The sequence below is a fragment of the Serratia entomophila genome, from assembly GCF_021462285.1.
Taxonomy (GTDB): domain Bacteria; phylum Pseudomonadota; class Gammaproteobacteria; order Enterobacterales; family Enterobacteriaceae; genus Serratia; species Serratia entomophila.
In genome coordinates this window covers 4,358,957-4,383,038 of the sequence record NZ_CP082787.1, presented here as the reverse complement: position 1 = coordinate 4,383,038, position 24,082 = coordinate 4,358,957, and the positions used below count along the sequence as shown (strand labels likewise).

Annotated in this window: 23 protein-coding genes and 1 other RNA gene; 7 read left to right on the top strand and 17 right to left on the bottom strand. The window is 60.2% G+C overall.

Annotated elements, in window-relative coordinates:
• Positions 1-110: 110 nt before the first annotated feature.
• Both KHA73_RS20995 and gltB read right to left on the bottom strand, forming a co-directional pair.
• Complete coding sequence (locus KHA73_RS20995) at positions 111-1,529, bottom strand: glutamate synthase small subunit (protein ID WP_234586437.1); 1,419 nt, start codon at positions 1,527-1,529, stop codon at positions 111-113.
• 14 nt (positions 1,530-1,543) lie between these two features.
• Positions 1,544-6,004 (bottom strand): glutamate synthase large subunit, encoded by a 4,461-nt coding sequence (gene gltB / locus KHA73_RS20990; protein WP_234586436.1) that lies wholly within the window; start codon positions 6,002-6,004, stop codon positions 1,544-1,546.
• 670 nt (positions 6,005-6,674) lie between these two features.
• Here gltB and KHA73_RS24680 point away from each other — a divergent pair.
• The 4 genes from KHA73_RS24680 (at position 6,675) to mtgA (ending at position 10,977) form a co-directional block, all read left to right on the top strand.
• The gene (locus KHA73_RS24680; protein WP_380739414.1) at positions 6,675-6,914 is read left to right on the top strand and encodes a hypothetical protein; all 240 of its coding nucleotides are present in this window, start codon (positions 6,675-6,677) and stop codon (positions 6,912-6,914) included.
• Between the two features lie 104 nt (positions 6,915-7,018).
• Positions 7,019-9,358, top strand: coding sequence for an aerobic respiration two-component sensor histidine kinase ArcB (gene arcB / locus KHA73_RS20980; protein WP_234586435.1), 2,340 nt, complete (start codon positions 7,019-7,021; stop codon positions 9,356-9,358).
• Between the two features lie 237 nt (positions 9,359-9,595).
• Positions 9,596-10,249, top strand: coding sequence for an isoprenoid biosynthesis glyoxalase ElbB (elbB, locus tag KHA73_RS20975; protein ID WP_234586434.1), 654 nt, complete (start codon positions 9,596-9,598; stop codon positions 10,247-10,249).
• Complete coding sequence (gene mtgA, locus KHA73_RS20970) at positions 10,246-10,977, top strand: monofunctional biosynthetic peptidoglycan transglycosylase (protein WP_234586433.1); 732 nt, start codon at positions 10,246-10,248, stop codon at positions 10,975-10,977. Before elbB ends, mtgA begins: the two co-directional genes overlap by 4 nt.
• A 33-nt stretch (positions 10,978-11,010) precedes the next feature.
• Here mtgA and dolP read toward each other — a convergent pair whose 3' ends face one another.
• Genes dolP through KHA73_RS20950 form a run of 4 tightly spaced genes read right to left on the bottom strand, consistent with a single transcriptional unit; the run spans position 11,011 to position 14,630 of the window.
• Positions 11,011-11,586 (bottom strand): division/outer membrane stress-associated lipid-binding lipoprotein, encoded by a 576-nt coding sequence (gene dolP, locus KHA73_RS20965; RefSeq protein WP_234586432.1) that lies wholly within the window; start codon positions 11,584-11,586, stop codon positions 11,011-11,013.
• A gap of 9 nt (positions 11,587-11,595) precedes the next feature.
• On the bottom strand, positions 11,596-12,186 hold the full coding sequence (gene diaA / locus KHA73_RS20960; protein ID WP_061797139.1) for a DnaA initiator-associating protein DiaA: 591 nt from the start codon (positions 12,184-12,186) through the stop codon (positions 11,596-11,598).
• Positions 12,187-12,237: 51 nt separating this feature from the next.
• Positions 12,238-12,591: a YraN family protein gene (locus KHA73_RS20955; protein ID WP_234586431.1), complete on the bottom strand. Its 354-nt coding sequence runs from the start codon at positions 12,589-12,591 to the stop codon at positions 12,238-12,240.
• A complete protein-coding gene (locus tag KHA73_RS20950) occupies positions 12,588-14,630 on the bottom strand; it encodes a penicillin-binding protein activator (RefSeq protein ID WP_234586430.1) in 2,043 nt (680 codons plus the stop codon). The genes KHA73_RS20955 and KHA73_RS20950 overlap by 4 nt, the downstream gene beginning before the upstream one ends.
• A 62-nt stretch (positions 14,631-14,692) precedes the next feature.
• Between KHA73_RS20950 and rsmI the strand changes: the two genes are divergently transcribed.
• Both rsmI and rnpB read left to right on the top strand, forming a co-directional pair.
• Positions 14,693-15,556, top strand: coding sequence for a 16S rRNA (cytidine(1402)-2'-O)-methyltransferase (rsmI, locus tag KHA73_RS20945; RefSeq protein ID WP_234586429.1), 864 nt, complete (start codon positions 14,693-14,695; stop codon positions 15,554-15,556).
• Positions 15,557-15,597: 41 nt separating this feature from the next.
• An RNA gene (rnpB, locus tag KHA73_RS20940) (RNase P RNA component class A) lies at positions 15,598-15,975 on the top strand.
• Between the two features lie 56 nt (positions 15,976-16,031).
• Here the strand turns inward: rnpB and KHA73_RS20935 are convergent.
• Positions 16,032-16,733, bottom strand: coding sequence for a pirin family protein (locus tag KHA73_RS20935; protein WP_234586428.1), 702 nt, complete (start codon positions 16,731-16,733; stop codon positions 16,032-16,034).
• Positions 16,734-16,898: 165 nt separating this feature from the next.
• Here KHA73_RS20935 and KHA73_RS20930 point away from each other — a divergent pair, with 165 nt between their 5' ends.
• Positions 16,899-17,804, top strand: a complete 906-nt coding sequence (locus tag KHA73_RS20930) for a LysR family transcriptional regulator (RefSeq protein ID WP_234586427.1) — start codon at positions 16,899-16,901, stop codon at positions 17,802-17,804.
• Between the two features lie 52 nt (positions 17,805-17,856).
• On the opposite strand, the gene KHA73_RS20925 is transcribed toward KHA73_RS20930, so the two are convergent.
• From KHA73_RS20925 to exuR, 10 genes are all read right to left on the bottom strand, one after another.
• The gene (locus tag KHA73_RS20925; protein WP_234586426.1) at positions 17,857-18,843 is read right to left on the bottom strand and encodes a glutathione S-transferase family protein; all 987 of its coding nucleotides are present in this window, start codon (positions 18,841-18,843) and stop codon (positions 17,857-17,859) included.
• Positions 18,844-18,926: 83 nt separating this feature from the next.
• Positions 18,927-19,322 carry a DoxX family protein gene (locus KHA73_RS20920; protein WP_234586425.1) on the bottom strand — a complete coding sequence of 132 codons (396 nt, stop codon included), beginning with the start codon at positions 19,320-19,322 and terminating at the stop codon, positions 18,927-18,929.
• A 294-nt stretch (positions 19,323-19,616) separates the two neighbouring features.
• Positions 19,617-19,904: a YqjK-like family protein gene (locus KHA73_RS20915; RefSeq protein ID WP_234586424.1), complete on the bottom strand. Its 288-nt coding sequence runs from the start codon at positions 19,902-19,904 to the stop codon at positions 19,617-19,619.
• Complete coding sequence (locus tag KHA73_RS20910; protein ID WP_234586423.1) at positions 19,901-20,302, bottom strand: phage holin family protein; 402 nt, start codon at positions 20,300-20,302, stop codon at positions 19,901-19,903. Before KHA73_RS20910 ends, KHA73_RS20915 begins: the two co-directional genes overlap by 4 nt.
• Positions 20,303-20,304: 2 nt before the next feature.
• On the bottom strand, positions 20,305-20,610 hold the full coding sequence (locus tag KHA73_RS20905; protein ID WP_234586422.1) for a DUF883 family protein: 306 nt from the start codon (positions 20,608-20,610) through the stop codon (positions 20,305-20,307).
• A gap of 163 nt (positions 20,611-20,773) precedes the next feature.
• Entirely contained in the window at positions 20,774-21,145 is a 372-nt protein-coding gene (locus KHA73_RS20900; protein WP_234586421.1) for a DUF1090 domain-containing protein, read from the bottom strand.
• A gap of 222 nt (positions 21,146-21,367) precedes the next feature.
• On the bottom strand, positions 21,368-21,739 hold the full coding sequence (gene mzrA, locus KHA73_RS20895) for an EnvZ/OmpR regulon moderator MzrA (RefSeq protein WP_234586420.1): 372 nt from the start codon (positions 21,737-21,739) through the stop codon (positions 21,368-21,370).
• A complete protein-coding gene (locus KHA73_RS20890; protein ID WP_234586419.1) occupies positions 21,739-22,419 on the bottom strand; it encodes a DedA family protein in 681 nt (226 codons plus the stop codon). The genes mzrA and KHA73_RS20890 overlap by 1 nt, the downstream gene beginning before the upstream one ends.
• 143 nt (positions 22,420-22,562) lie before the next feature.
• Positions 22,563-23,009: a hypothetical protein gene (locus tag KHA73_RS20885; protein ID WP_234586418.1), complete on the bottom strand. Its 447-nt coding sequence runs from the start codon at positions 23,007-23,009 to the stop codon at positions 22,563-22,565.
• Between the two features lie 185 nt (positions 23,010-23,194).
• On the bottom strand, positions 23,195-23,971 hold the full coding sequence (exuR, locus tag KHA73_RS20880) for a transcriptional regulator ExuR (protein ID WP_234586417.1): 777 nt from the start codon (positions 23,969-23,971) through the stop codon (positions 23,195-23,197).
• Between the last annotated feature and the right edge of the window lie 111 nt (positions 23,972-24,082).

Below are 24,082 nucleotides of genomic sequence, written 5' to 3'. Positions count from 1 at the left end.
ATACTATAGCGCGTTGGCGAGGGGATGGCGGGGGAGGTTGTTACAAAGCGTGGCGGCTGGCGGAAAAACACAGGGCCCGGCATGCCGGGCCCTGTGGCGAGAGCGCTGGATTACACTTCCAGATAATTCATGATGCCGTCGGCGGCCTTGCGGCCTTCGGCGATCGCCGTTACCACCAGGTCCGAACCGCGCACCGCGTCACCGCCGGCGAAGATTTTCGGGTTGCTGGTTTGGAAAGCGTTGTCGGTGCTTTCCGGCGCCAGAATGCGGCCCTGTTTGTCGAGCTGCACGTCGTGCGCCGCCAGCCAGTCCATCCGGTGCGGGCGGAAACCGAACGCCATCACCACCGCATCGGCGTCGATCACATGTTCAGAGCCGGGCACCTGCTCGGCCACCTGGCGGCCGTTGGCGTCCGGCGCGCCCAGCTGAGTGCGCACCATTTTCACCCCGGCCACGCGGCCGGCGCCGTTCAGTTCAATGCTCAGCGGCTGCAGGTTGAATTTGAACTCTACCCCTTCCTCGCGAGCGTTTTTCACTTCGCGCTTGGAGCCCGGCATGTTGGCTTCGTCGCGGCGGTAGGCGCAGGTCACCTCGGTGGCCCCCTGGCGGATCGAGGTGCGCACGCAGTCCATCGCGGTGTCGCCCCCGCCCAGCACCAGCACGCGCTTGCCTTCCATGCTGACGTACGGCTCATGCTGCTCGGCCTCATAGCCCATCAGCTGCTTGGTGTTGGCGATCAGGAACGGCAGCGCGTCGTAAACGCCCGGCGCCTCTTCGTTCTCAAGGCCACCGCGCATCGACTGATAGGTGCCGACGCCCAGGAACACCGCATCGAACTCGTTCAGCAGCGTTTCCATGCTGACGTCTTTGCCCACTTCGGTATTCAGCTGGAACTCGATGCCCATCTCGCTGAAGATGCCGCGGCGTTTGATCATCACCTCTTTTTCCAGCTTGAAGGCCGGGATGCCGAAGGTCAGCAGGCCGCCGATCTCCGGATGACGATCGTATACCACCGCTTTCACGCCGTTGCGGGTCAGCACGTCGGCGCAGGCCAAACCTGCCGGGCCGGCGCCGATGACCGCTACGCGCTTGCCGGTCGGCTGCACGTGGGACATGTCCGGTTTCCAACCCATTTCGATCGCTTTATCGCTGATATAACGCTCGATGTTGCCGATGGTCACCGCGCCGAACTCATCGTTCAACGTGCAGGAACCTTCGCACAGGCGGTCCTGCGGGCAAACGCGGCCGCATACTTCCGGCAGGCTGTTGGTCTGGTGCGCCAGATCCGCCGCCTCCATGATGCGGCCTTCGTTCGCCAGCTTCAGCCAGTTCGGGATGTAGTTGTGAACCGGGCATTTCCATTCGCAATAAGGGTTGCCGCAGGACAAACAGCGGTCGGCCTGCGCTTTCGCCTGGGTTTCCGAAAAGGGTTCGTAGATCTCTACGAACTCAATTTTACGGATCTTCAGCGGTTTTTTTGGCGGATCAACGCGCTGCAGGTCGATAAATTGATAAACATTCTGACTCATTGATGACCTACCTCTTACTGCGCCTGAACCCGCAGCTCGGCTGCGGAACGACTACGGTGACCCAACAATGCTTTGACATCGCTGGACTTCGGCTTGACCAGGGCGAACTTCGGCGCCCATTCAGGCCAGTTGGCCAGGATCTCTTCCGCACGCGACGAGCCGGTGGCCTGCACGTGCTCGGTGATCAGGCCGCGCAGGTGTTCTTCGTGGATCGCCAGTTGATCGACGTCCAGCACTTCCACCAGCTCCGGGTTCACGCGTTTGCGGAACTCGCCGTCTTCATCCAGCACGTAGGCGAAACCGCCGGTCATGCCCGCGCCAAAGTTGATGCCGGTTTTGCCCAACACGCAGACGATGCCGCCGGTCATGTATTCACAACCGTTGTCGCCGATGCCTTCCACCACGGTGATGGCGCCGGAGTTGCGCACCGCGAAGCGTTCACCGGCGCGGCCTGCGGCGAACAGCTTGCCGCCGGTGGCGCCATACAGGCAGGTGTTGCCGATGATGCTGGCCTCATGGCTGCGGAATGCGGAGCCGATTGGCGGGCGCACCGCGATGCTGCCGCCGGCCATGCCCTTGCCGACATAGTCGTTGGCGTCGCCGGTCAGGGTCAGCTCAACGCCGCCGGCGTTCCACACGCCAAAGCTCTGCCCGGCGGTGCCGGAGAAGTGCGCCTTGATAGGATCGGCCGCCATGCCCTGATCGCCATGCACGGTGGCGATAGCGCCGGACAACATGGCGCCCACCGAGCGGTCGGTGTTGCGGATATCGAAGTAGAAGGTTTTGCTGTGCTTCGCTTCGATATGCGGTTCCGCCTGCGCCAGCAGCTCTTTGTTCAGCAGGCCCTTGTCGAACGGCGGGTTGCTGCCTTCGGTGCAGTACAGCGCCTTGCCCGGATGCGGGGTGGCGGTTTTCAGCAGCGGCGACAGATCCAGCTTGTTCTGCTTGGCGGAAATGCCGTCCAGCTCGGTCAGGAACTCGGTGCGGCCAATCAGGTCAACCAGCTGGCTGACGCCCAGCTGCGCCATGATTTCGCGGGTTTCGCGCGCGATGAACTGGAAGTAGTTGGTCACGCGCTCCGGCAGGCCGTGGTAGTGGTCGCGGCGCAGTTTGTCGTCCTGGGTCGCTACGCCGGTGGCGCAGTTGTTCAGGTGGCAAATGCGCAGATATTTACAACCCAGCGCCACCATTGGGCCGGTGCCGAAGCCGAAGCTTTCCGCGCCGAGGATCGCCGCTTTGACGATATCCACGCCGGTTTTCAGGCCGCCGTCCACCTGCAGGCGGATTTTATGGCGCAGGCCGTTGGCCACCAGCGCCTGCTGGGTTTCCACCAGGCCGAGTTCCCACGGGCAGCCGGCGTATTTCACCGAAGACAGCGGGCTGGCGCCGGTGCCGCCGTCGTAGCCGGCAATGGTGATCAGATCGGCATAGGCTTTCGCCACGCCGGTGGCGATGGTGCCGACGCCCGGTTCGGAAACCAGTTTCACCGAGATCACCGCCTTCGGGTTGACCTGCTTCAGATCGAAGATCAACTGCGCCAGGTCTTCAATCGAATAGATATCGTGGTGCGGCGGCGGGGAGATCAGGGTCACGCCCGGCACCGAGTAACGCAGCTTGGCGATATAAGGGGTCACTTTATCACCCGGCAGCTGGCCGCCTTCGCCCGGCTTGGCGCCCTGCGCCACTTTAATCTGGATGACGTCGGCGTTGATCAGGTAGGCCGGGGTCACGCCAAAGCGGCCGGAGGCCACCTGCTTGATGCGCGACACTTTGTTGGTGCCGTAACGCGCCGGGTCTTCGCCGCCTTCGCCGGAGTTGGAGAAGCCGCCGAGGCTGTTCATGGCGATAGCCAGCGACTCGTGCGCTTCCGGGCTCAGGGCACCGATCGACATCGCCGCGGTGTCGAAGCGTTTGAACAGCGATTCCGCCGGTTCAACCTGATCGACCGGGATCGGCGCGCCCTGCGGCGTGATGGCCAGCAGGTCGCGCAGCATGGCGACCGGGCGTTCGTTCACCAGCTTGGCGTAAGCCTGGTAGTCGCCGTAATCGCCGCTGTGCACCGCTTTTTGCAGCGTGCTGACCACGTCCGGGTTGTAGGCGTGGTATTCGCCGCCGTGTACAAACTTCAACAGGCCGCCCTGTTCCAACGGTTTGCGTTTCAGCCAGGCGCGTTTGGACAGGTTTTGCAGATCCTGCTGGAAGTCGCTGAAGCTGGCGCCGCCGATGCGGCTGACCACGCCCTGGAAGCACAGGTCGCACAGGGAGCGATGCAGGCCGACCGCTTCAAACAGCTTGGCGCAGCGGTAGGAGGCGATGGTCGAGATGCCCATTTTGGACATGATCTTGTACAGGCCTTTGTTGATGCCGTTGCGGTAGTTCAGCATCACGTCGCGGTACTGTTTGTCGATCGCCTGGCTGTCGACCAGCTTGGCCAGCGTTTCATAGGCCAGGTACGGATAGACGGCGGTGGCGCCGAAGCCGAGCAGCACGGCGAAGTGGTGCGGGTCACGGGCGCTGGCGGTTTCTACGATGATGTTGGCGTCGCAACGCAGATTCTGTTCCACCAGGCGGGTTTGCACCGCACCCACCGCCATCGGTGCCGGTACCGGCAAGCGGTTCGGCGCAATGGCGCGATCGGAGAGCACCAGCAGCACTGCGCCGTCGCGGGCTTTTTGTTCCGCCTCGTCGCACAAGGCGTGGATCTTCTGCTCCAGATCCTGCTCGGCCGGATCGAAGGTCAGATCGAGCGTTTCGGCGCGGTAGTATTCGCCTTCCAGCGTGGTGAGCTGCTGGAAGTCGGAGTACAGCAGGATCGGCGATTTAAAGCTCAGGCGATGCGCCTGGCCCTCGGCTTCGCAAAACACGTTCATTTCGCGGCCGATATTGGTGCCCAGCGACATCACGTGCGCTTCGCGCAGCGGATCGATCGGCGGGTTGGTCACCTGCGCGAACTGCTGGCGGAAATAGTCATAGACGATGCGCGGGCGGCTGGAGAGCACGGCGAACGGAGTATCGTCACCCATGGAGCCGGTGGCTTCCTGGCCGATTTCACCCAGCACGCGCAGCACCTGATCCAGCTCTTCGCTGCTGTAGCCGAACTGCTTCTGGTAGGTTTCGAGCTGTGCGTCGTCCAGTTCGCGGCTGCCTACCCGATCGTCCGGCAGGTCTTCGAACGGCACCAGGCGCTTGACGTTCTTTTCCATCCACTCTTTATACGGGTGGCGGCTTTTCAGATCGTTGTCGGTTTCCGCCGAATGCAGGATACGGCCGCTGCGGGTGTCGATCACCATCAGCTCGCCGGGGCCGACGCGGCCTTTTTCCACCACTTCGTCCGGCTGGTAATCCCAAATGCCGACTTCAGAGGCGCAGGTGATCAGCTTGTCTTTGGTTATCACATAGCGCGCCGGGCGCAGGCCGTTGCGGTCGAGGTTACAGGCGGCGTAGCGGCCGTCGGACATCACGATGCCGGCCGGGCCGTCCCACGGCTCCATGTGCATCGAGTTGAAATCGAAGAAGGCGCGCAGATCGGTGTCCATGTCCGGGTTGTTCTGCCAGGCCGGCGGCACCAGCAGGCGCATGGCGCGGATCAGGTCCATACCGCCCGCCAGCAGCAGCTCCAGCATGTTGTCCAGCGAGCTGGAGTCGGAACCGGTTTCGTTGACGAACGGCGCGGCGGCCTGCAGATCCGGGATCAGCGGCGTCTGGAATTTATAGGTACGGGCGCGGGCCCATTGGCGGTTGCCGGTGATGGTGTTGATTTCACCGTTGTGCGCCAGATAACGGAACGGCTGCGCCAGCGGCCAGCGCGGCACGGTGTTGGTGGAGAAGCGCTGGTGGAACAGGCAGATGGCCGATTCCAGACGCAGGTCCGCCAGGTCGAGATAAAAGCGCGGCAGATCCGCAGGCATGCACAGGCCTTTATAGATCGTCACCAGGTTGGAGAAGCTGCAGACGTAGAAGCTGTCGTCCTGGACGCGTTTCTCGATACGGCGGCGCGCCACGAACAGGCGGCGTTCCATATCGCGCGGGCGCCAGCCGGCCGGGGCGTTAACGAAAATTTGTTCGATGCGCGGCAGGGAAGAGAGTGCGATCTCACCCAGCACGTCCGGGTTGGTCGGCACTTCACGCCAGCCGACGATCGACAGCGTTTCGTTTTGCAGCTCTTCTTCTACAATGCGGCGGCTGGCGCGAGCTTCCTCTTCATTCTGGCTGAGGAACATCATGCCAACGGCGTAGTTCTTGGCTAAACGCCAGCCGCGCTCTTCCGCCACCATGCGGAAAAAGCGATCGGGTTTTTGCAGTAACAGGCCGCAACCGTCACCGGTCTTGCCGTCGGCAAGAATGGCGCCACGGTGCTGCATGCGGGCTAGCGCGTGAATGGCGGTGCGCACCACCTTGTGGCTAGGTTCGCCTTCTATGTGGGCGATCAGGCCGAAACCACAGTTGTCCCTCTCATGGGATTTATCGTACAACATATCAGTGAACCTCCCCAGGCTCTGCGTGACTCTCACAACCTACTTACGAGGGGGCTTCCCAACTTCAGGCAGAAGTCCGATCGGCAAGTTAACCCCGCCAATCTGCTTTTCCGCCCTCCGTTAATGGCCTCTCGTGACGGTTCTCACAAGTGGTATATGACTTGTTTTAAGAGGGAGTCTTAAATTACTGCATAAATATGACGAGACGTTTGCCCGTCCAGAAAGCTTCCAGCGGACTTCCAACTTAGCGAGAAAGAATACGCAGGTCAAATATGGGCTTAAGGGAGATTTTTATTGAATTAACAGGGGTTATTTATTTGATAATTAATGTTTTTTACGTGAATTTACGCATGCGGTGAGAAGCGCCGGGCCCGGAAGAAATGTGAGCTGTCTCACTATAGTGCAACCGTTGAATCTCTGCACCATGCTAGTGCGGGTGGGAATGTCAGAGTTTTATTCTATTAAATATATGTTTGTTGACGTTTGTAACTATTTTTCATCGCATTGTCATACAGGCGTTAACGGTTGCGCGAGAATTAGAAAAATTCATCGCGGCCCTGGTGATTTTATTTGCATTTATAATGAATAGTTATGCCTGGTGGCGCCTTGCGGGGAAGGCGTTGATCTCTGTCATCGCGGGAAAAGCCGTTTCTTATTAGCATCACGGGCTTTGAACACAGAGAACATCAAGATTATGCAGTTGCCGCAATTAGTCAATATGTTTGGCGCCGATCTCCAGCGGCGCTATGGCGAAAAGATCCATAAGCTCGGCCTGCACGGCGAACAGCCGGCGCTGGCACCATTATGGTGCGAGAACCGCTGGAGCGGCATGCAGGCAGTAGGCGGCTATCTGCGGCATCATGGCGGGCAGGGCAGCGCGCTGGAGGAAAAGTTGCGCTATCGGCCCTGAACCCCGCGTTGATTTGCAATCTTTGCCACACTTCGACGTTTGCCGCCTTATCTCACCGGTGTTTTACGGTATGATTCAAAAGATTGTGTCTGATGGGAGCCGCTATGAAGCAAATCCGGGTATTAGCCCAGTACTACGTTGATTTAATGGTGAAACTGGGGCTGGTGCGTTTCTCGCTGCTGCTGGCTTCGGCGCTGGTGGTGCTGGCGATGGTGGTGCAGATGGCGGTGACCATGCTGCTGCGCGGCGAAGTGGAAAGCATCGACGTGGTGCGCTCGATCTTCTTCGGCCTGCTGATCACTCCCTGGGCGGTTTACTTTCTGTCGGTGGTGGTCGAACAGCTGGAGGAGTCGCGGCAGCGGCTGGCGCGGCTGGTGGACAAACTGGAAGAGATGCGCCACCGTGACCTGGAATTGAACCAGCAACTCAAGAACAACATCAGCCAACTGAACCAGGAGATAGCCGACCGCATCAAAGCGGAAGAAGAGCGTCTGCAGGTGATGGAAAAGCTGACGGAAGAAATGGAACAGCGCGAGCTGGCGCAAATTGAGCTGGGCCAACAGTCGGCGCTGCTGCGTTCCTTCCTCGATGCCTCGCCGGATCTGGTGTACTACCGCAACGAAGACAAAGAATTTTCCGGCTGCAACCGGGCGATGGAACTGCTGACCGGCAAAAGCGAAAAGCAGCTGATCGGCCTGACGCCGTACGACGTTTACGGCCAGGAGATCGCCGAGAAGGTGATCGAGACCGACGAAAAAGTGTTCCGCCACAACGTTTCGCTAACCTACGAGCAGTGGCTGGTCTATCCGGACGGCCGCAAGGCCTGTTTCGAACTGCGCAAAGTGCCGTTTTATGATCGGGTGGGCAAGCGCCACGGGCTGATGGGCTTCGGGCGCGATATAACCGAGCGTAAGCGCTACCAGGACGCGCTGGAGAACGCCAGCAGGGACAAGACCACCTTCATCTCAACGATCAGCCACGAGCTGCGTACGCCGCTTAACGGCATCGTTGGCCTCAGCCGTATCCTGCTCGATACCGAACTGAACGACGAACAGCTGAAATACCTGAAAACCATTCACGTCAGCGCCATCACTCTCGGCAACATCTTCAACGACATTATTGAAATGGACAAGCTCGAGCGGCGCAAGGTGCAGCTGGATAACCAACCGGTGGATTTCACCGGCTTCCTGGCGGACCTGGAGAACCTCTCCGGCCTGCTGGCCCAGCCGAAGGGGCTGCAGTTCGTTCTGGAGCCGCAGCTGCCGCTGCCGCAGCAGATCATCACCGACGGCACGCGCCTGCGGCAGATCCTGTGGAACCTGATCGGCAACGCGGTGAAGTTCACCCAGCAAGGGCAGATTGTCGTGCGGGTGCGGCGCGAGGCGCAGGAAAAACTGATGTTCGAGGTGGAAGACTCGGGCATGGGCATTCCGCAGGACGAGCAGGACAAGATTTTCGCCATGTATTATCAGGTGAAGGATCAGCACGGCGGCCGCCCGGCGACCGGTACCGGCATCGGGCTGGCGGTGTCCAAACGGCTGGCGCAGAGCATGGGCGGCGACATCAGCGTGCACAGCGTGCAGGGGCAGGGATCTTGCTTCACGCTGACCATCAAGGCGCCGGCGGTGCAGGAAGCCGTCAGCGAAGCGCGGACCGAGGAAGAGCTGCCGTTGCCGGCGCTGCATATCCTGCTGGTGGAGGATATCGAGCTGAACGTGATCGTGGCGCGTTCGGTGTTGGAAAAACTGGGCAACAGCGTGGAGGTGGCGATGAACGGCCACGACGCGCTGGCGATGTTCGATCCGGACGAGTTCGATCTGGTATTGCTGGATATCCAGCTGCCGGACATGACCGGGCTGGATATCGCCCGCGAGCTGCGCGAACGCTATGCCGGGCAGGCGTTGCCGCCGCTGGTGGCCCTGACCGCCAACGTGCTGAAAGACAAAAAAGAGTATCTCGATGCGGGCATGGACGATGTGCTGAGCAAGCCGCTGTCGGTGCCGGCGTTGACCCGGGTCATCAAGCATTATTGGGATCATCAACCTTCTCACACCTTAAAGAAAACGGAGCACAAGGCGATGCAGATTAATGAGTCGTTACTCGATACCGCAATGTTGGAACAGTATATGGATTTGGTCGGGCCGCAGCTGATCCACCAAAGCCTGGAGATGTTCGAGCAAATGATGCCGGGCTATCTGGCGGTGCTGGATTCCAACATGACGGCGCGCGATCAGCAAGGCATCACCGAGGAAGGGCACAAGATCAAGGGCGCCGCCGGCTCGGTCGGCCTGCGCCATCTGCAGCAGCTCGCACAGCAAATTCAGACCCCGACGCTGCCGGCGTGGTGGGATAACGTGCAGGACTGGGTGGATGAGCTGAAACAGGAATGGCGGAACGACGTGCAGGTACTGCGTGCGTGGGTGGAGAACGCTGAAAAAAAATGACCCCGACCTAAGCCGGGGTGCGCGAATATTGCGCCAACACCAGGGAAATTGTGAACCTGCGTATTGGTTTCAGTGTTCTGGTCGAGCAGGTTGTCGTGAATTCCTAAACATCATACAGCCAACAACATAGCAAATGTAAGCGCTCTTGTTAGAAGATTCATTAAAATGTGTGATGTAGATTAGTGTTTGTCAACTCCGAGCACGAACCAGTTGACAGTAGCGATAGGAGTAAGGTCGATGAAAAAGGTAGGTGTCGTGCTCAGCGGCTGCGGGGTTTACGACGGTACGGAGATCCATGAAGCGGTGTTGACGCTGCTGGCGCTGGACCGCGCCGGCGCACAGGCGGTGTGCTTTGCCCCTGATAAACCTCAACTTCATGTTATTAATCACTTATCTGGCGACGAAATGCCGGAGCGGCGCAACATTTTACTGGAGTCTGCACGCATTGCCAGAGGGAATATTCAGCCGCTGGCACTGGCGGATGCCGCTCAGTTGGACGCGCTGATCGTTCCCGGCGGCTTTGGCGCGGCCAAGAACCTCAGCAACTTTGCCGCCGCCGGCGCTGAATGTCAGGTGGATGAAGATTTGGTTAAGCTAACGCGACAAATGTATAAGGCGAATAAACCAATTGGCCTGATGTGCATCGCACCGGCGCTGTTGCCGAGGCTGCTGGACCAACGGGTGCGGCTGACCATCGGCAACGATCCGGATCTGGGGGAGGTGATTGACGCCATGGGCGGTGAGCCGGTGATTTGCCCGGTGGACGATATCGTGGTGGATAGCGAGCATAACCTGGTGACAACCCCGGCCTATATGCTGGCGCAGTCGATCGCCGAAGCCGCTGGCGGCATCGACAAGCTGGTCGCGCGGGTGCTGGATCTGGCCGAATGAGCAAATCTGGCGGCAAATCGCTGCTTGGCCGACCGTGGTTTTGGCTGAAGCGCGGCGTCGTTGCGCTGGTTGGTCTGTGGCTGTTGGGTATTCTGGCCTTCGCATTTTTGCCGGTGCCGTTTTCCGCCGTGATGGTCGAGCGCCAGCTCAGCGCCTGGCTGAGCGGGGATTTCGCTTACGTCGCCCATTCCGACTGGGTGGCGATGGACGACATCTCGCCGCAGATGGCGCTGGCGGTGATGGCGGCGGAAGACCAAAAATTCCCCGAGCACTGGGGGTTTGACGTGGCGGCGATCGAAAAGGCGCTCAGCCACAACGAAAAACGCCCGACGCGCATCCGCGGCGCTTCCACGCTGTCGCAGCAAACCGCCAAGAACCTGTTTTTGTGGGACGGGCGCAGCTGGCTGCGCAAAGGGCTGGAGGCCGGGCTGACGTCGGGCATCGAGCTGGCGTGGACCAAGCGGCGCATTCTCACGGTATATCTGAACATCGTGGAGTTTGGTGACGGGGTATTCGGCGTGGAAGAGGCTTCACGGCGATTCTTCAACAAGCCGGCCAAACGCCTCACCGCCTCCGAGGCGGCGTTGCTGGCGGCGGTGCTGCCGAACCCGCACCGTTTCAAAGCCAACGCGCCATCCGGTTACGTGATTCAGCGTCAGCAATGGATCATGCGCCAGATGCGCCAGCTGGGCGGGGAAGATTTTCTGCGTGCGAACAAACTGAATTAACCGGCCGGGGCGGCATGCGCCCCGGCCCGGCGCTTACTTCACGTAGGTAAAGGCGGTAGTGACGTGTTTCACGCCGCTGACCTGGCTGGCTATCTGCGCGGCAGATTGGCCTTCCTGTTGCGTTACCAGACCCAGCAGGAACACTTCGCCATTCTCGGTAGTCACCTTCACGTTGGACGATTTCACCGTATCGCTGGTAAGCAGCTGCGAACGCACCTTGGTGGTGATCCAGGTATCGGAAGAGGCGGTGCCCAGGCTGACCGGCGTCCCCTGGCGGATCTCGTTATACACTTCCGTGGTGCCTTCCACGCCCATGGCGATCTGTTTGGCGCGGCTGGTCAGATCGGCGTTCGGCGACTGGCCGGTCAGCAACACTTTACCCTGATAGGCGGTTGCGACCACCCGGGCGTCTTTTTTCAACTGCTGATCTTTGCTCATGGCGTTTTCAACCCGGGCTTCCAGCGTGCCGTCGTCCACCTGAGTGCCTACGCTGCGCGGGTCGGTGGCGGTTTTGGTGGCGACGGCCGCGCTGCCGACCACCACGCCGGCGATACAGCCTTGTAACAGCAGGGCGCTGAACAGCACTGCAAATGTGGCTTTTAGCTTCATCTCAGTTCCTTAATCGTCCTGGTGGGGAAACAATGTGTTATCTATCAAGTCGCACAGGCAGTTTACGGTCAACATGTGCATTTCCTGAATGCGTGCGCTGCGGTGCGAGGGAATACGGATCTCGACATCCTGTTGGCCGAGCAAACCGGCCAGCTCCCCGCCGTCGTAGCCGGTGAGCGCCACAATCGTCATATCGCGTGTGACCGCCGCTTCGACCGCTTTCACAATATCACGGCTGTTGCCGCGAGTGGAAATCGCCAGCAAAACGTCGCCGGTGTGGCCGAGCGCGCGCACCTGCTTGGCGTAAACCTCATCGTGCAGCCGATCGTTGCTGATGGCGGTCAGCACCACGTTGTCGGCGTTAAGGGCAATGGCCGGCAGGCTGGGGCGTTCGGTTTCAAAGCGATTGATCATGCTGGCGGCGAAATGCTGCGCGTTGGCCGCCGACGTGCCGTTGCCGCAGCACAGGATCTTGTTACCGTTGAGTAAGGATTGAACCAGCGTCATCGCCGCGCGTGAGATGGCGTCCGGCAGTGCCTCCGCCGCCGCGATCTGGGTTTGGATGCTTTCGGTAAAACAGGCTTTAATTCTATCCAGCACGTTGTATTAATCCACTAAGTCAAAGGGCCGGTCTGCACCGGTAAACCAGGGTTAATCCGCATTGAAGGCGTTGGGTATCCATTCTAACCGGCTACCGGTAATGGCCAAAACATCAAAACGGCAAGGCGATGTGTCGAAGCTGGCGCCACGGCCGGCCAGCCAGACGGCGGCGGCGTGCAGCAGCCGCTGTTGTTTGCGGTGGGTGACGCTGGCGGCCGCGCCGCCGAAGGCGTCGTTGCGGCGGTAACGCACTTCGACGAACACCCAGGTGCGGCCATCGCGCATGATCAGATCGAGCTCGCCGCCATACAGCGCGACGTTGGCCGCGCAAAAGGTAAGCCCGGCGCGTTCCAGATGGCGGCGGGCCAATAACTCATAGCCCGCCCCCGTGGCGCGTCGATTCAAGAGACGGGAACAACCCGGCCCTGACGGTACTGCAGCCAAGGCAGCTTGCGGTTGATCACGCAGCTTGGAGACGCGGTGAGCAGGCCGGTGGTGCCGGAGACCTGGAAGCCGGGCAGCTGGCGCATTTCAGCAAAGTGATTGGCCAATGTCCAGGCGTCCATCCCCATGGCGTACAGGCGCACCAGCGAGTAGTCGCTGCGGAAACGGGAGCTGGCCTGCTGCAACAGCTGCGGATTGGCGCCGGCCAGCAGCGGGATATCGCTGAACTGCAGGCCTTCCATTTCCAGGCGGAAGTCCGGGCCGGCGCCGGCCTGGTAGCTGCGCGAGCTGGCGTACATCGCCGGCTTGCCGCGCGAGTTGGTGGCCATGTCGATCATCGGCTTGATCAGCGTCAGCTGGGATTGGGTGGCGACGATATACACCGCGTCGACGCTGCCGCCGGCGGCGGCAGGCACATCGCTCGGCGGCGCTGGAATGGTCAGCCCGGCGATGGTTACGCTCTGCGGCGCTGGCGCTGCGGAGATCGGCGTGCCGGTCATGCGAATGCCGCCGCTGTTCACCATCTGGCGCAGTTCACCGGCGGAGCCGATGTCCTGACGCAGCACGGTCTGGCCGCCCAGCTTCTGCCATTCCTGATTGAAGGCTCTGGCTACGCGATCGCCGAGGGCGCCGCGCGGCGCCAACAGCAGCGGCTGGCGCTGCTGTTGATCCCAGATATGGCGAGCGGCGTCGCGCGCTTCATCTTCCGGCGACAGGGCGAAGTAACAGATGTTCGGGCTATCTTTCGGCGTTTCCGGCTGGTTGAGCGCCAGCACGTTCAGCGTGGTGGTGCTGCCGGCCAGTTGGTCGACGTTTTCTTTCAACAACGGGCCGACCACCAGGGTGGCGCCGTCCTGCTGAGCCTGAGTCAGCAGCGCGGCCAGCGGCTGGCTGGTGGTGTCGTATACCTTGATTTGCGCGTTGGCTGCCTGCGGCGGCGTGATTGGCGCGCCAGGCTGCGTGGCGGGCTGCGCTGCGGTGACGGCGGCCTGATCTGCCGGCGGCGCCGAGGTGCTTACCGCGCCGTTGGCGTTAGGGTCCGCTGAAACGGCAGCCGGCTGGTTCGCCGGCGCGGTTTGATCCGGATTATTGGTGGGTTGCTGCGGAGCCGGTGCGGGTACGGCGCCGCCATTCTTCGCGGCCTCGAAACCTTGCTGGATAGCGTCGGCGAACACCTTCGCCTGGCCGTTAAGCGGCAACAGCAGGGCGATTTTCGAGGTGGAGGCCTGGGTGAAGTTCAGCACCTGATTCAGTCGGGCGGGCAGCGTTTTGGCCGCCGGGTTTTGCGGATAGCGATTCTGCCAGTCCTTGATGCCGGCTTTCAGCAGATCCGGATCCTGCTTGTTCTCCTGATAGACGCGCAGCAGATCCAGCCAGCCTTGCAGCACATTCTCGTTGGCGTTGATAACCAGGCTGCTCATGTCCTGCGGCGTCAGCTGCAGCAGCGCCTGCCAGGTCTGGTCCAGATTGGCCTGGTGCGCCTTGCCGGTCAGCAGCGGTTCCTGCGCGATATAGGCGCGGATCAGCGGCAGGGAGGCTTTGCCTTCGTTGGCGCTGATTTGCGCCTGGTAATAACGCACCCGCTGGTTGGCCGACAGCGAGCCGCTGTCGAGATGGCTCAGGGTGCTGCGGGCGCTGACGTAGCTCTTGTTGGCCACCTGCAGTTCGGCGGTCAGCAACTGGCTTTCCGCCTGCTGCGCGCCGTTGAGGTTTTTCGGCAGCTGCTTCAACTGCTCACCGGCCTGCGGCAGCTTCCCTTCGCGCAACAGTGCGCGAATAGCAAGTAATTGCCAGTCAGCCTTGTTATCATCGCTGCTTTGCTGCAGCTGCTGCAGATAGTAGTCGGAGCTGGCGCTCGCTTCGTCCTGTATATTGGCGGGCGGCGTTTGCGGGGCCCGACTTGGACAGCCTGCCAGGAAAAGGGCGGCCGCGATGACAGCGGTAAGTCGGACAGGCTTGGAACGTCCTGCTTTGGTACGAACGAATGTTGAGGAAAGCATACTGTATCCAGTGATGTTTTTTTCAAGATGCTCAATATTAAATCGGCAACCCGGATGAAACAATGAATCAACACCAACAATCAGTCATTTCTGCATCAACGCTGTATGTGGTGCCCACTCCAATCGGCAACCTGGGCGATATTACCCACCGCGCGTTAGAGGTACTGAAAAGCGTTGATCTGATTGCGGCGGAAGACACGCGCCATACCGGTTTGCTGCTGCAACATTTTGCGATTAGCGCGCGATTGTTTGCGCTGCATGACCATAACGAACAACAAAAGGCCGATCAACTGCTGGCGAAGCTGCAGGAAGGCCAGAGCATCGCGCTGGTTTCCGACGCCGGCACACCGCTGATCAACGATCCCGGTTACCACCTGGTGCGCCGCTGTCGGGAAGCCGGCATCCGCGTGGTGCCGCTGCCGGGCGCCTGTGCGGCGACCACCGCGCTTTGCGCCGCCGGGGTAGCCTCAGACCGCTTCTGTTATGAAGGGTTCCTGCCGGCGAAAACCAAGGGGCGCAAGGATACGCTGATGGCGCTGGCAGAGGAACCGCGCACGCTGATTTTCTACGAATCAACCCACCGCCTGCTGGAAAGTTTGCAGGACATGGTCACCGTCTGGGGGCCGCAACGCTACGTGGTGCTGGCGCGCGAGCTGACCAAAACCTGGGAGTCTATCCACGGCGCGCCGGTGGGCGAGCTGCTGGCCTGGGTGCAGGAAGACGAAGTGCGGCGCCGTGGCGAAATGGTACTGATCGTCGAAGGCCACAAAGCGCAAGAGGATGAACTGCCGCTCGAGGCGCTGCGCACCCTGGCGCTGCTGCAAAAAGAGCTGCCGCTGAAAAAGGCGGCGGCGCTGGCGGCGGAGATCCACGGCGTGAAGAAAAATGCGCTGTACAAGCACGCGTTAGAGCAACAACAGCAGTAAAGCGGTTGACCTGCCGCGAAGGCAACGCTACTATCCGCGCCGGAGTTGACCAGACAGTCGCCGCTTCATTGCCGTCCTCTTCGGGGAGACAGATGGAGGGGAGGAAAGTCCGGGCTCCATAGGGCAGGGTGCCAGGTAACGCCTGGGAGGCGCAAGCCTACGACTAGTGCAACAGAGAGCAAACCGCCGATGGCCCGCGCAAGCGGGATCAGGTAAGGGTGAAAGGGTGCGGTAAGAGCGCACCGCGCGGCTGGCAACAGTTCGTGGCACGGTAAACTCCACCCGGAGCAAGGCCAAATAGGGGTTCACATGGTACGGCCCGTACTGAACCCGGGTAGGCTGCTTGAGCCAGTGAGCGATTGCTGGCCTAGAGGAATGACTGTCCACGACAGAACCCGGCTTACCGGTCAACTCCCTCTATAAAGAAAACCCCGCGTAACATATGTTGCGCGGGGTTTTTCGTTTTAGGCCGCGCTTACACCGGCAGATCGATCAGCAGCGCGCGCAGCGGGGTTTCGGCGCGCACCGTCAGGCGGTTTTCTTCATGGATAAAAGCGCCGTCGCCGCAGGTCAGGCGCTGTTCGTCGTGGCGTTCGCCATTGGCGGCGACGGTGCCGTGAATCGACTGCAGGTAGGCGCGCGGCCCGTTCAGCGTAAAGGTCTGCTGCTCACCCGGCTGCAGATCCAGATGGTGGATCCACACCTGCTGGCGCAGCTGCAGGCTGCCCCGCTCGCCGTCCGGCGAAGCCAGCAGCAGGCTGCCTTCCGCCGGCAACCTCAGGCGCTGTACGCGCTCGTTGTTGCGTTCCGGGCAGGCGTCCAGCCACAGCTGCAGGCGGGTCAGCGGCGTATCGCCGCTGATGTTCTGCTCGCTGTAACTCAGCCCTTGCTGGGTCGCCAACAGCAGCGCTTCGCCGGCCTTGGCAAGCACGCGGTTGCCGTCGCTGTCGCGGTATTCGGCTTCCCCCTGCAGGATCAGGTTCAGGATATCCACGTTAGGGTAGGTGCGCGGCTGGAACGACGCGCCTGGCGCCAGCACCTCCTGATTCAGCACCCGCAGCGAGGCGTAGCCCATCAGCTTGGGATCGAAGTAGTGGCCAAAGGAAAAGGTGTAGCGAGCCTGCAGCCAACCAAAGTCAGCTTGCCCGCATTGTTTTGCTGTTCTGCATGTAATCATGGCAATCGGCTCTCTAAATTTATTCTTCCCTTCATCTTCTGGTTGGGTCGGTCTCGGCCGCCGCCAGAAATCTATTGGGTATATTAAGATGGTAAGCATCTGGACGCCGGATTGTTAGCCAGTTAATCTGGTCGGCATATTCAAATTTCCTGACAGAGGGATTCGATGGCCAGAGATCGGGCGTTAACGCTTGAGGCGTTAAGGGTTATGGATGCGATCGACCGACGCGGCAGCTTTGCTGCGGCAGCCGATGAGCTGGGCCGCGTGCCTTCGGCGCTCAGCTACACCATGCAAAAATTGGAAGAAGAATTGGACGTGGTGCTGTTCGACCGTTCCGGCCACCGCACCAAGTTCACCAACGTGGGGCGTATGCTGCTGGAGCGCGGCCGGGTGCTGCTGGAGGCGGCGGACAAGCTGACCACCGACGCCGAGGCGCTGGCGCGCGGCTGGGAAACTCACCTGACCATCGTCAGCGAAGCGCTGTCGCCGCCGAGTAAACTCTTCCCGCTGATCGACAAACTGGCGCTGAAGGCCAACACCCAGGTGTCGATCTTCACCGAAGTGCTGGCCGGCGCCTGGGAGCGGCTGGAGCAGGGGCGGGCCGACATCGTGATCGCCCCTGACATGCACTTTCGCGCCTCCTCGGAGATCAACACCCGCAAGCTGTACAAAGTGATGAGCGTTTATGTCGCTGCGCCGGACCACCCGATCCATCTGGAGCCGGAGCCGCTGTCTGAAGTGACGCGCGTGAAGTACCGCGGCATCGCGGTGGCCGATACCGCCCGTGAGCGCCCGGTGTTGACCGTGCAGCTGCTGGACAAGCAGCAGCGTCTGACGGTCAGCACCATCGAAGACAAGCGCCTGGCGCTGCTGGCCGGCTTGGGGGTGGCGACCATGCCGTACCCGATGGTGGAAAAAGACATCGAAGCCGGGCGGCTGCGGGTGGTGGGGCCGGAATACAGCCGCGAGGCCGATATCATCATGGCGTGGCGGCGCGACAGCATGGGGGAGGCGAAAGCCTGGTTCCTGCGCGAGATCCCACGGCTGTTCGCCCAACAGGAACGCCAGTAATCGCCGCAATCCCCTTGCCGTTGCGGCAAGGGGTTCTCCTTATGGTGCCGCCTTAGCGGAAGCGCAGGTCGCGGCCGTGCGGCTCATCCAGACTCTGTGCCGGCCCGATGGAAATGATGCCGTGCGGATTGATGGTGGCGTGGCTGCGGTAGTAGTGATTGCGGATATGCGGCAGGCTCACCGTCTCGGCGATGCCCGGCATCTGGTAGATGTCGCGCAGGAAGCCGTACAGGTTGAGGTAGTCGCTGATACGGTACTTATCGCACTTGAAGTGGGTGACATACACCGGATCGAAGCGCACCAGCGTGGTCCACAGGCGCAGGTCGGCCTCGGTCAGGCGGTCGCCGGTCAGGTAGCGATGCTGCCCCAGGATCTGTTCCAGCCGCTCCAGCGCGGCGAATAACTCGGTTACCGCTTCGTCGTAAGCTGCCTGGCTGGTGGCGAAGCCGGCCTTGTAGACCCCGTTGTTCACCCGATCGTATATCCAGCCGTTCAGCTCATCAATCTTGCCGCGCAGTTCCGCCGGGTAGTAATCGCCGGCGCGCGCGCCCACGCCGTCGAAGGCGCTGTTGAACATGCGGATGATGTCGGCGGATTCATTGCTGACGATGGTCTGCTGCTGTTTGTCCCACAGTACCGGCACGGTAACGCGCCCGGTGTACTGCCGGTCGGCGCGCAGGTAGAGCTGGTAGAGGAAGTCGGCGTTATACAACCGATCGCCGGTGGCCTCGGGGAAGTCTTTGCCGAAGGTCCAACCGTTTTCCAGCATCAAGGGGTGCACGACGGAAACCGGGATGATGTGTTCCAGCCCCTTCAGCTTACGCATCAGCAGGGTGCGGTGCGCCCAAGGGCAGGCGAGGGAAACGTACAGGTGGTAACGGTCTTGCTGCGCGTTAAACCCCCCAACGCCGTGCTCGCCCGGCTGGCCATCGGCGGTCACCCAATTGCGGAACTGGGAGGTTGAGCGCTTGAAACGGCCTCCGGTAGATTTCGTGTCATACCAGATGTCTTGCCAAACGCCATCGACGAGTTGTCCCATGGGGATCTCCTTGGTGTGCGGGTTAAAAAACAACGGGGTCCGGCAAGCCGGACCCCGAGAGCTAAACCTGAGTACAGTTTAGATTACCACTTCTTGTTCAGGATGCGGTCGATGCTGAAACCGCCCGGGCCGGCTACCGCCAGAACGATGAAGCCGCCGGCGATGGTCAGGTTTTTCATGAACATCAGCTGGTTCACTGCAACCGTAAAGTCGGTGTGGAACAGCAGCGCGGTCAGGATGGTGAAGCCCGCGGTGAACAGCGCGACGGTGCGGGTCAGGAAGCCGAACAGGATCGCCAGACCGCCGCCAAACTCCAGCAGGATGGTCAGCGGCAGCAAGAAGCCAGGCACGCCCATCGATTGCATGTACTGTTGGGTGCCGGCGTAGGCATCGCCCATTTTGCCGTAGCCTGCCACGATAAACAGGATTGGCATCAGAATACGAGCAACCAGCAAACCTGTATCTTCTAATTTTTTCATCATCTACTCCAAAGTTGTTTTTTGTGCCTGTCCGGCGTTTGTCATGTCGGTGGGCGGTATACCGGGCATCTCACCCTGTCCTGCCCATATCGTATTGATGGAGTGAATGTTAAGCGTTAAGTGCTCCGTTTGTTAGCAAGTAAAACTGTCGTATTTTTTCAAAAAATCTGAATCTTTAGCCTGCTAACAAATTGACGGTAATCAGAAGGTTGCCCGCTACTGTGCGGCAGCGAGCGGGAATTTTTGCAAAAGAGAGGGGATAGCAACGAGAGAATTGAAGGAACGCAGGAAAGGCTACTTGGCGGAAAAAGTCTTCTTAAACAAACGAATAGCACTCCAGGCGCCAAAGGCGCGGCGCGACCAGCGAATCATCTTGCTGGGGTGGCGGATGCCGTACAGCGCCATGACGCTGGAGCCGAGCACCAGATAACGGCGCAGGCCAAACACCGTTTGCCAGCCGCGGTCGATGCGTTCGGTCTTTTCCAACCATTGGCCTTTGTTATCGGCCAGATCCAGCCGTTGCTGCTGGATCTGCCGAATCAGCCTGGCTTTCTTCCATTCAAGATAGCGGCGGCGGCTCATCGATCGCCCTCCAGCTCGGCACGGTCCATCTCCAGCTGTTTGCGCGTGGCGCCCAGGAGCGTGGTGCGACGGGCCTTGACCAGCGTCCAGATGGTGCCGACGACCGCCAGGAACAGCAGTACCCCGGTGGTAGCGCCCAACGCCACCAGGCGGTAGACCGGATCGATGGCCCAGAAGATCAGGATCAACAGGCTCATCAGGCCAAAAGCGGTAAACAGCAGGGTCATGCCGGCCATGATCAGCAGCTGAATGAGGTTGGCTTTCTCCTCTTCAAGCTCGACCACCGCCAGGCGAACCCGGGTTTCCACCATGCCGACCAGCAGGGTGATGATGCGCTGGCCGATATCCAGGACCCCTTTAGCGGGGCCCTGTGCGCGAACTTGCGGTTGTTCAGCCATAGTTAGCGACGCGCGAGCAGAACGCCCAACACCACGCCCACTGCGGCGCCGATACCGATGCCGGTCCACGGGTTGTCACGCACGTAATCGTCCGCCTGTCCGGCAATTTGCTTGGTCTGCGAAGCGAGTTTGTCCCCGGCGTCGCTCAGGCGCGCGCGGGTGCCTTGCAGCGCGTCTTGCGCCTTCGAACGCAGTTTTTCCAGCTCGGCTTTCGGCTTATCGGTGGAAGAGTTCAGCACTTCTTCCAGCGTGTCGGCTAAGGACTTCAGTTCAGCGCGTAAGTTCTCTGCATTTGAATCATGTGCCATGTGATTATTCCTTAACGTTAATTTCGACAGACTTTCAACATAGCGGATTTTTTCGCCGGAGCAAAGGGGGGAGGGTAGGTTGATAACACCAGACATCCACTCTATATGCCGTAAAAATCCCGTATACCCCGGCCCTCAGCGATAAATCCGCTGGTGTAAAAAATTATTCCGCCTGGGCCTGTTTCAGCTCGGCTTGCGCTTGCGCCAGCTTTTGCTGTTTTTTGGCGACCTTGTCCAGGTTGCCGGTCTGCTGGGCGGTTTTTAGCTCCTGCTGACGCTCTGCGACCTTGGTTTGTTTCTCATCGATTTTTTTCTGGCGTTCGGCCTGCAGGCCGGCTTCGGTGCAGTTGTTTTGCACTTCGCTCAGCGCCTTTTTCAGCCCGTCGACCCTATGGGTGTTGCCGTGCTGGGTGGCGTAATCGATCTGTTGCTGGATGTTCTGCGCCTTGGTGGCGCAGCCGCCTTCCGCCGCGAACGACAGAGCCGGCAATGCGAACAAGGGGAGGGCCAGTAAAAGTGAATGGCGTAATTTCATGCTATCGGTTCCTTGTTAATGGGATGCGTTGATGCGCACCCGCCTTTCCTGACTGCCGTAGCAGTGCGACAGGAGACTTACGCGGCTGACTGAGGCTGTTAATCTTCAGCATAGTCATGAAACGCGCAGATACCCAAAGAATCAGCCGTGAACGGGGGCTGATTGATGAATTATTGAGCGGAATGGGGCAGGTGAAAGAAAGCCCCTTCATATGAAGGGGTATTATCCCAGATTGAGCGGGGAGCGTGCAAATTCGCGCACCCAGTGAGAGGGAACGGGGGCTTCACTCAGCGCGATGCTGTAGCCCGGGGGTAAAATCGTCTGCAGCGCTTCGCGCGCCAGCAGTTGCTGCTCCGGCGAATCCAGGCGGATAACCAGGCCATCGCCTTCCGGTGTAATGCTTTTGATGCGGATGCCGCGCTCATCCAACCGCTGATAGACGTAAAAACCGTCCGGCAGCGACAGGCCTTGCTGGTTGGCGCGAATGCGCAGCTCGCTCTCGGTGCGCACCATGCAGGGCACCAACAGCGTCGCCAGCGCCAACAGGGCGAACGCGATCAACAGAACGTATTGCCAGCGCGGACGCTTTGCCATCACGCCCCTTTCCCCGAATTCTGGCCGTCTGCGCGCTTTTTGCGCCACAGTACTATCAGCGAGCCGACCAACCCGACCACCAACAGCACCAGCGGCAGCATCATCAGGCAGAACATCAGCTGGTCTTCATATTTGCGGAATACCGGGGTTTTACCCAGCGCAAAACCCAGCGAGGTGAGGATCAGCACCCACAGCAGGCCGCTCATCCAGTTAAAGAATTGGAAACGCGCGTTGCTCAGGCCGGAAAGGCCGGCGATGGTCGGCAACAGGGTGCGGACAAACGCCAGGAAGCGGCCAACCAGCAGGGCGGAAAGCCCGTGGCGGTGAAACAGCTGATGCGCGCGCTGGTGATAGTGGGCCGGCAGATGCGATAGCCAGCCTTGCACCGTTCGCGTGTTGCCGAGCCACTTGCCCTGTATGTAACTGACCCAGCACCCCAGGCTGGCGGCGACGGTCAGGATCAGGATGGTCAGCGGGAAATTCATGGTGCCTTTGGCGATCAGCACGCCCACCAGGATCAGCAGGCTGTCGCCCGGCAGGAAGGCGGCCGGCAGCAGGCCGTTTTCCAAAAACAGGATCATAAACAGCAGCACGTAGAGGGTCCACACCAGCGAAGGGTTCGCCAGCGTTTCAAAATCCTGCTGCCACAAGGCGTGTAACAGTTCTTTAATGATATCCATCCGGTGTTCCTAAAACGTCATTGTTTATCTTGGTTTCAGCGGCGGATCGGGAATGGATCAAGCGCGCGGCGATCCGGATCCTGAGGCTGATAACGATGAAACGGCGTAGCTTTTTAGTTGGTTCTTATCGGTGCGACACCGGGTCATGAGTGATAAGTCAGCGTGCCACGGTACAGCATATTACTTTCTTTCCAACCGCCTAACCTGCTTTGCTGCTGCGAGGAGTGCAGCGTCCAGTCGACCTGGACAAGCCGGTTTGCCACGGGGGCGTCCTGGCGGGGAGTGCGTACGCGGTGGCCCAGCTCGGCGGCCAGGGTATAGGCCGGCACTCGCTGAGCGGAAGCAAGCGGCGAGCCGGAAAAGGAGTGGCTCCTGGGCAGCAGTTGCGGCAATTTGCCCGGTGCCTTGCGGCGCGCTTCTGCCGGCGCGCGATACACGCTTTCATAGGGGGAAAGCGCCGCGTCCGCCAGCGACGGTTGGCTGCTCAGTGCGGTGGGAGTGGCCTTGGGTGGCGCCGCGCATAGCTTTTGGCCGGAGACCGAGCCGGTCCAGCAAAAAAGAGCAATAAGCATGGCAAACAACCAGCGCATGTATCCGCGTCCCGCCCCGTATCAATGGGTAAAAAAGTGGCCTAACTCTACCAAAATAGCACGATTGGCAACAGGGAAATCTACGTTGCCGACGGTGAAATATTACACGGCAAACGGCGATTCCGGCATCGATTCAGCGGATTTTACATTACCTGACATAACACAACGGTTTTTGACCGCCGGGGTTATTTGCCTTCGCCGCCGGCTCCGTCCAGATGAACCACCGGATTGTCGGCGAACAGGTAGCGATCGGCGTTGTATTCGAAATCGTTGCTGGTGGCGTTGAACAGCATCTGCTTGGTGTTTTCCAGGTGCTGCCACATCGCCAGCTTGGCGGCGTAAGGATCTTTGCGCATCAGCGCCTTGAGGATCTGATCGTGATCGTCGCACCAGCTGGCGATTGAGCGATCGTCGATATGCTCGTGCAGTTTGATCCAGTAAGGGTTGTTCACCCTCTGCACCCACATTTTTTCCACGATGGTGGCCATGGCGGTGTTCTGGGTGGCCAGCGCCACCTGCACGTGGAACTTCAGGTCCCATTGCGAATCGCGGAAGCGGTCTTCCTTGCGGGCGTGTTCCTGGATCTCCATCAACTGGACAATGTCCTGCTTGGTCACCTGAGTGGCGGCGAATTCGGCGATGTTGCTCTCGATAAGCTGGCGCGCCTGCAGCAGTTCGAACGGGCCGGCGGTGGCGAATTCAATACTATCGCCCGGTACTACCAGGTGCTTTTGCTGGTTGGACACCACATGGATCCCGGACCCTTTGCGCACGTCAACATAGCCTTCCACTTCCAGCATGATGATGGCCTCACGCACCACGGTGCGGCTGACGCTCATCTCTTCGGCGATGTATCGCTCGGCCGGCAGCTTGTCGCCCACCGGGTAGCGGCCGCTCTCGATGCGTTGCTTAAGCTCGGCGGCCAGTTGCTGATACAGGCGTCTGGTTTCAGTGAATTCCATAGTGAATGCTCTATAGGCTGGGATGGGAAGGGCGCGTGGCCAACGGATTTGTTATACCACTTATTCGGCACAGCTGCCAGTGGCGGAAGGACGCCCGGCGCAGGGCCGGGC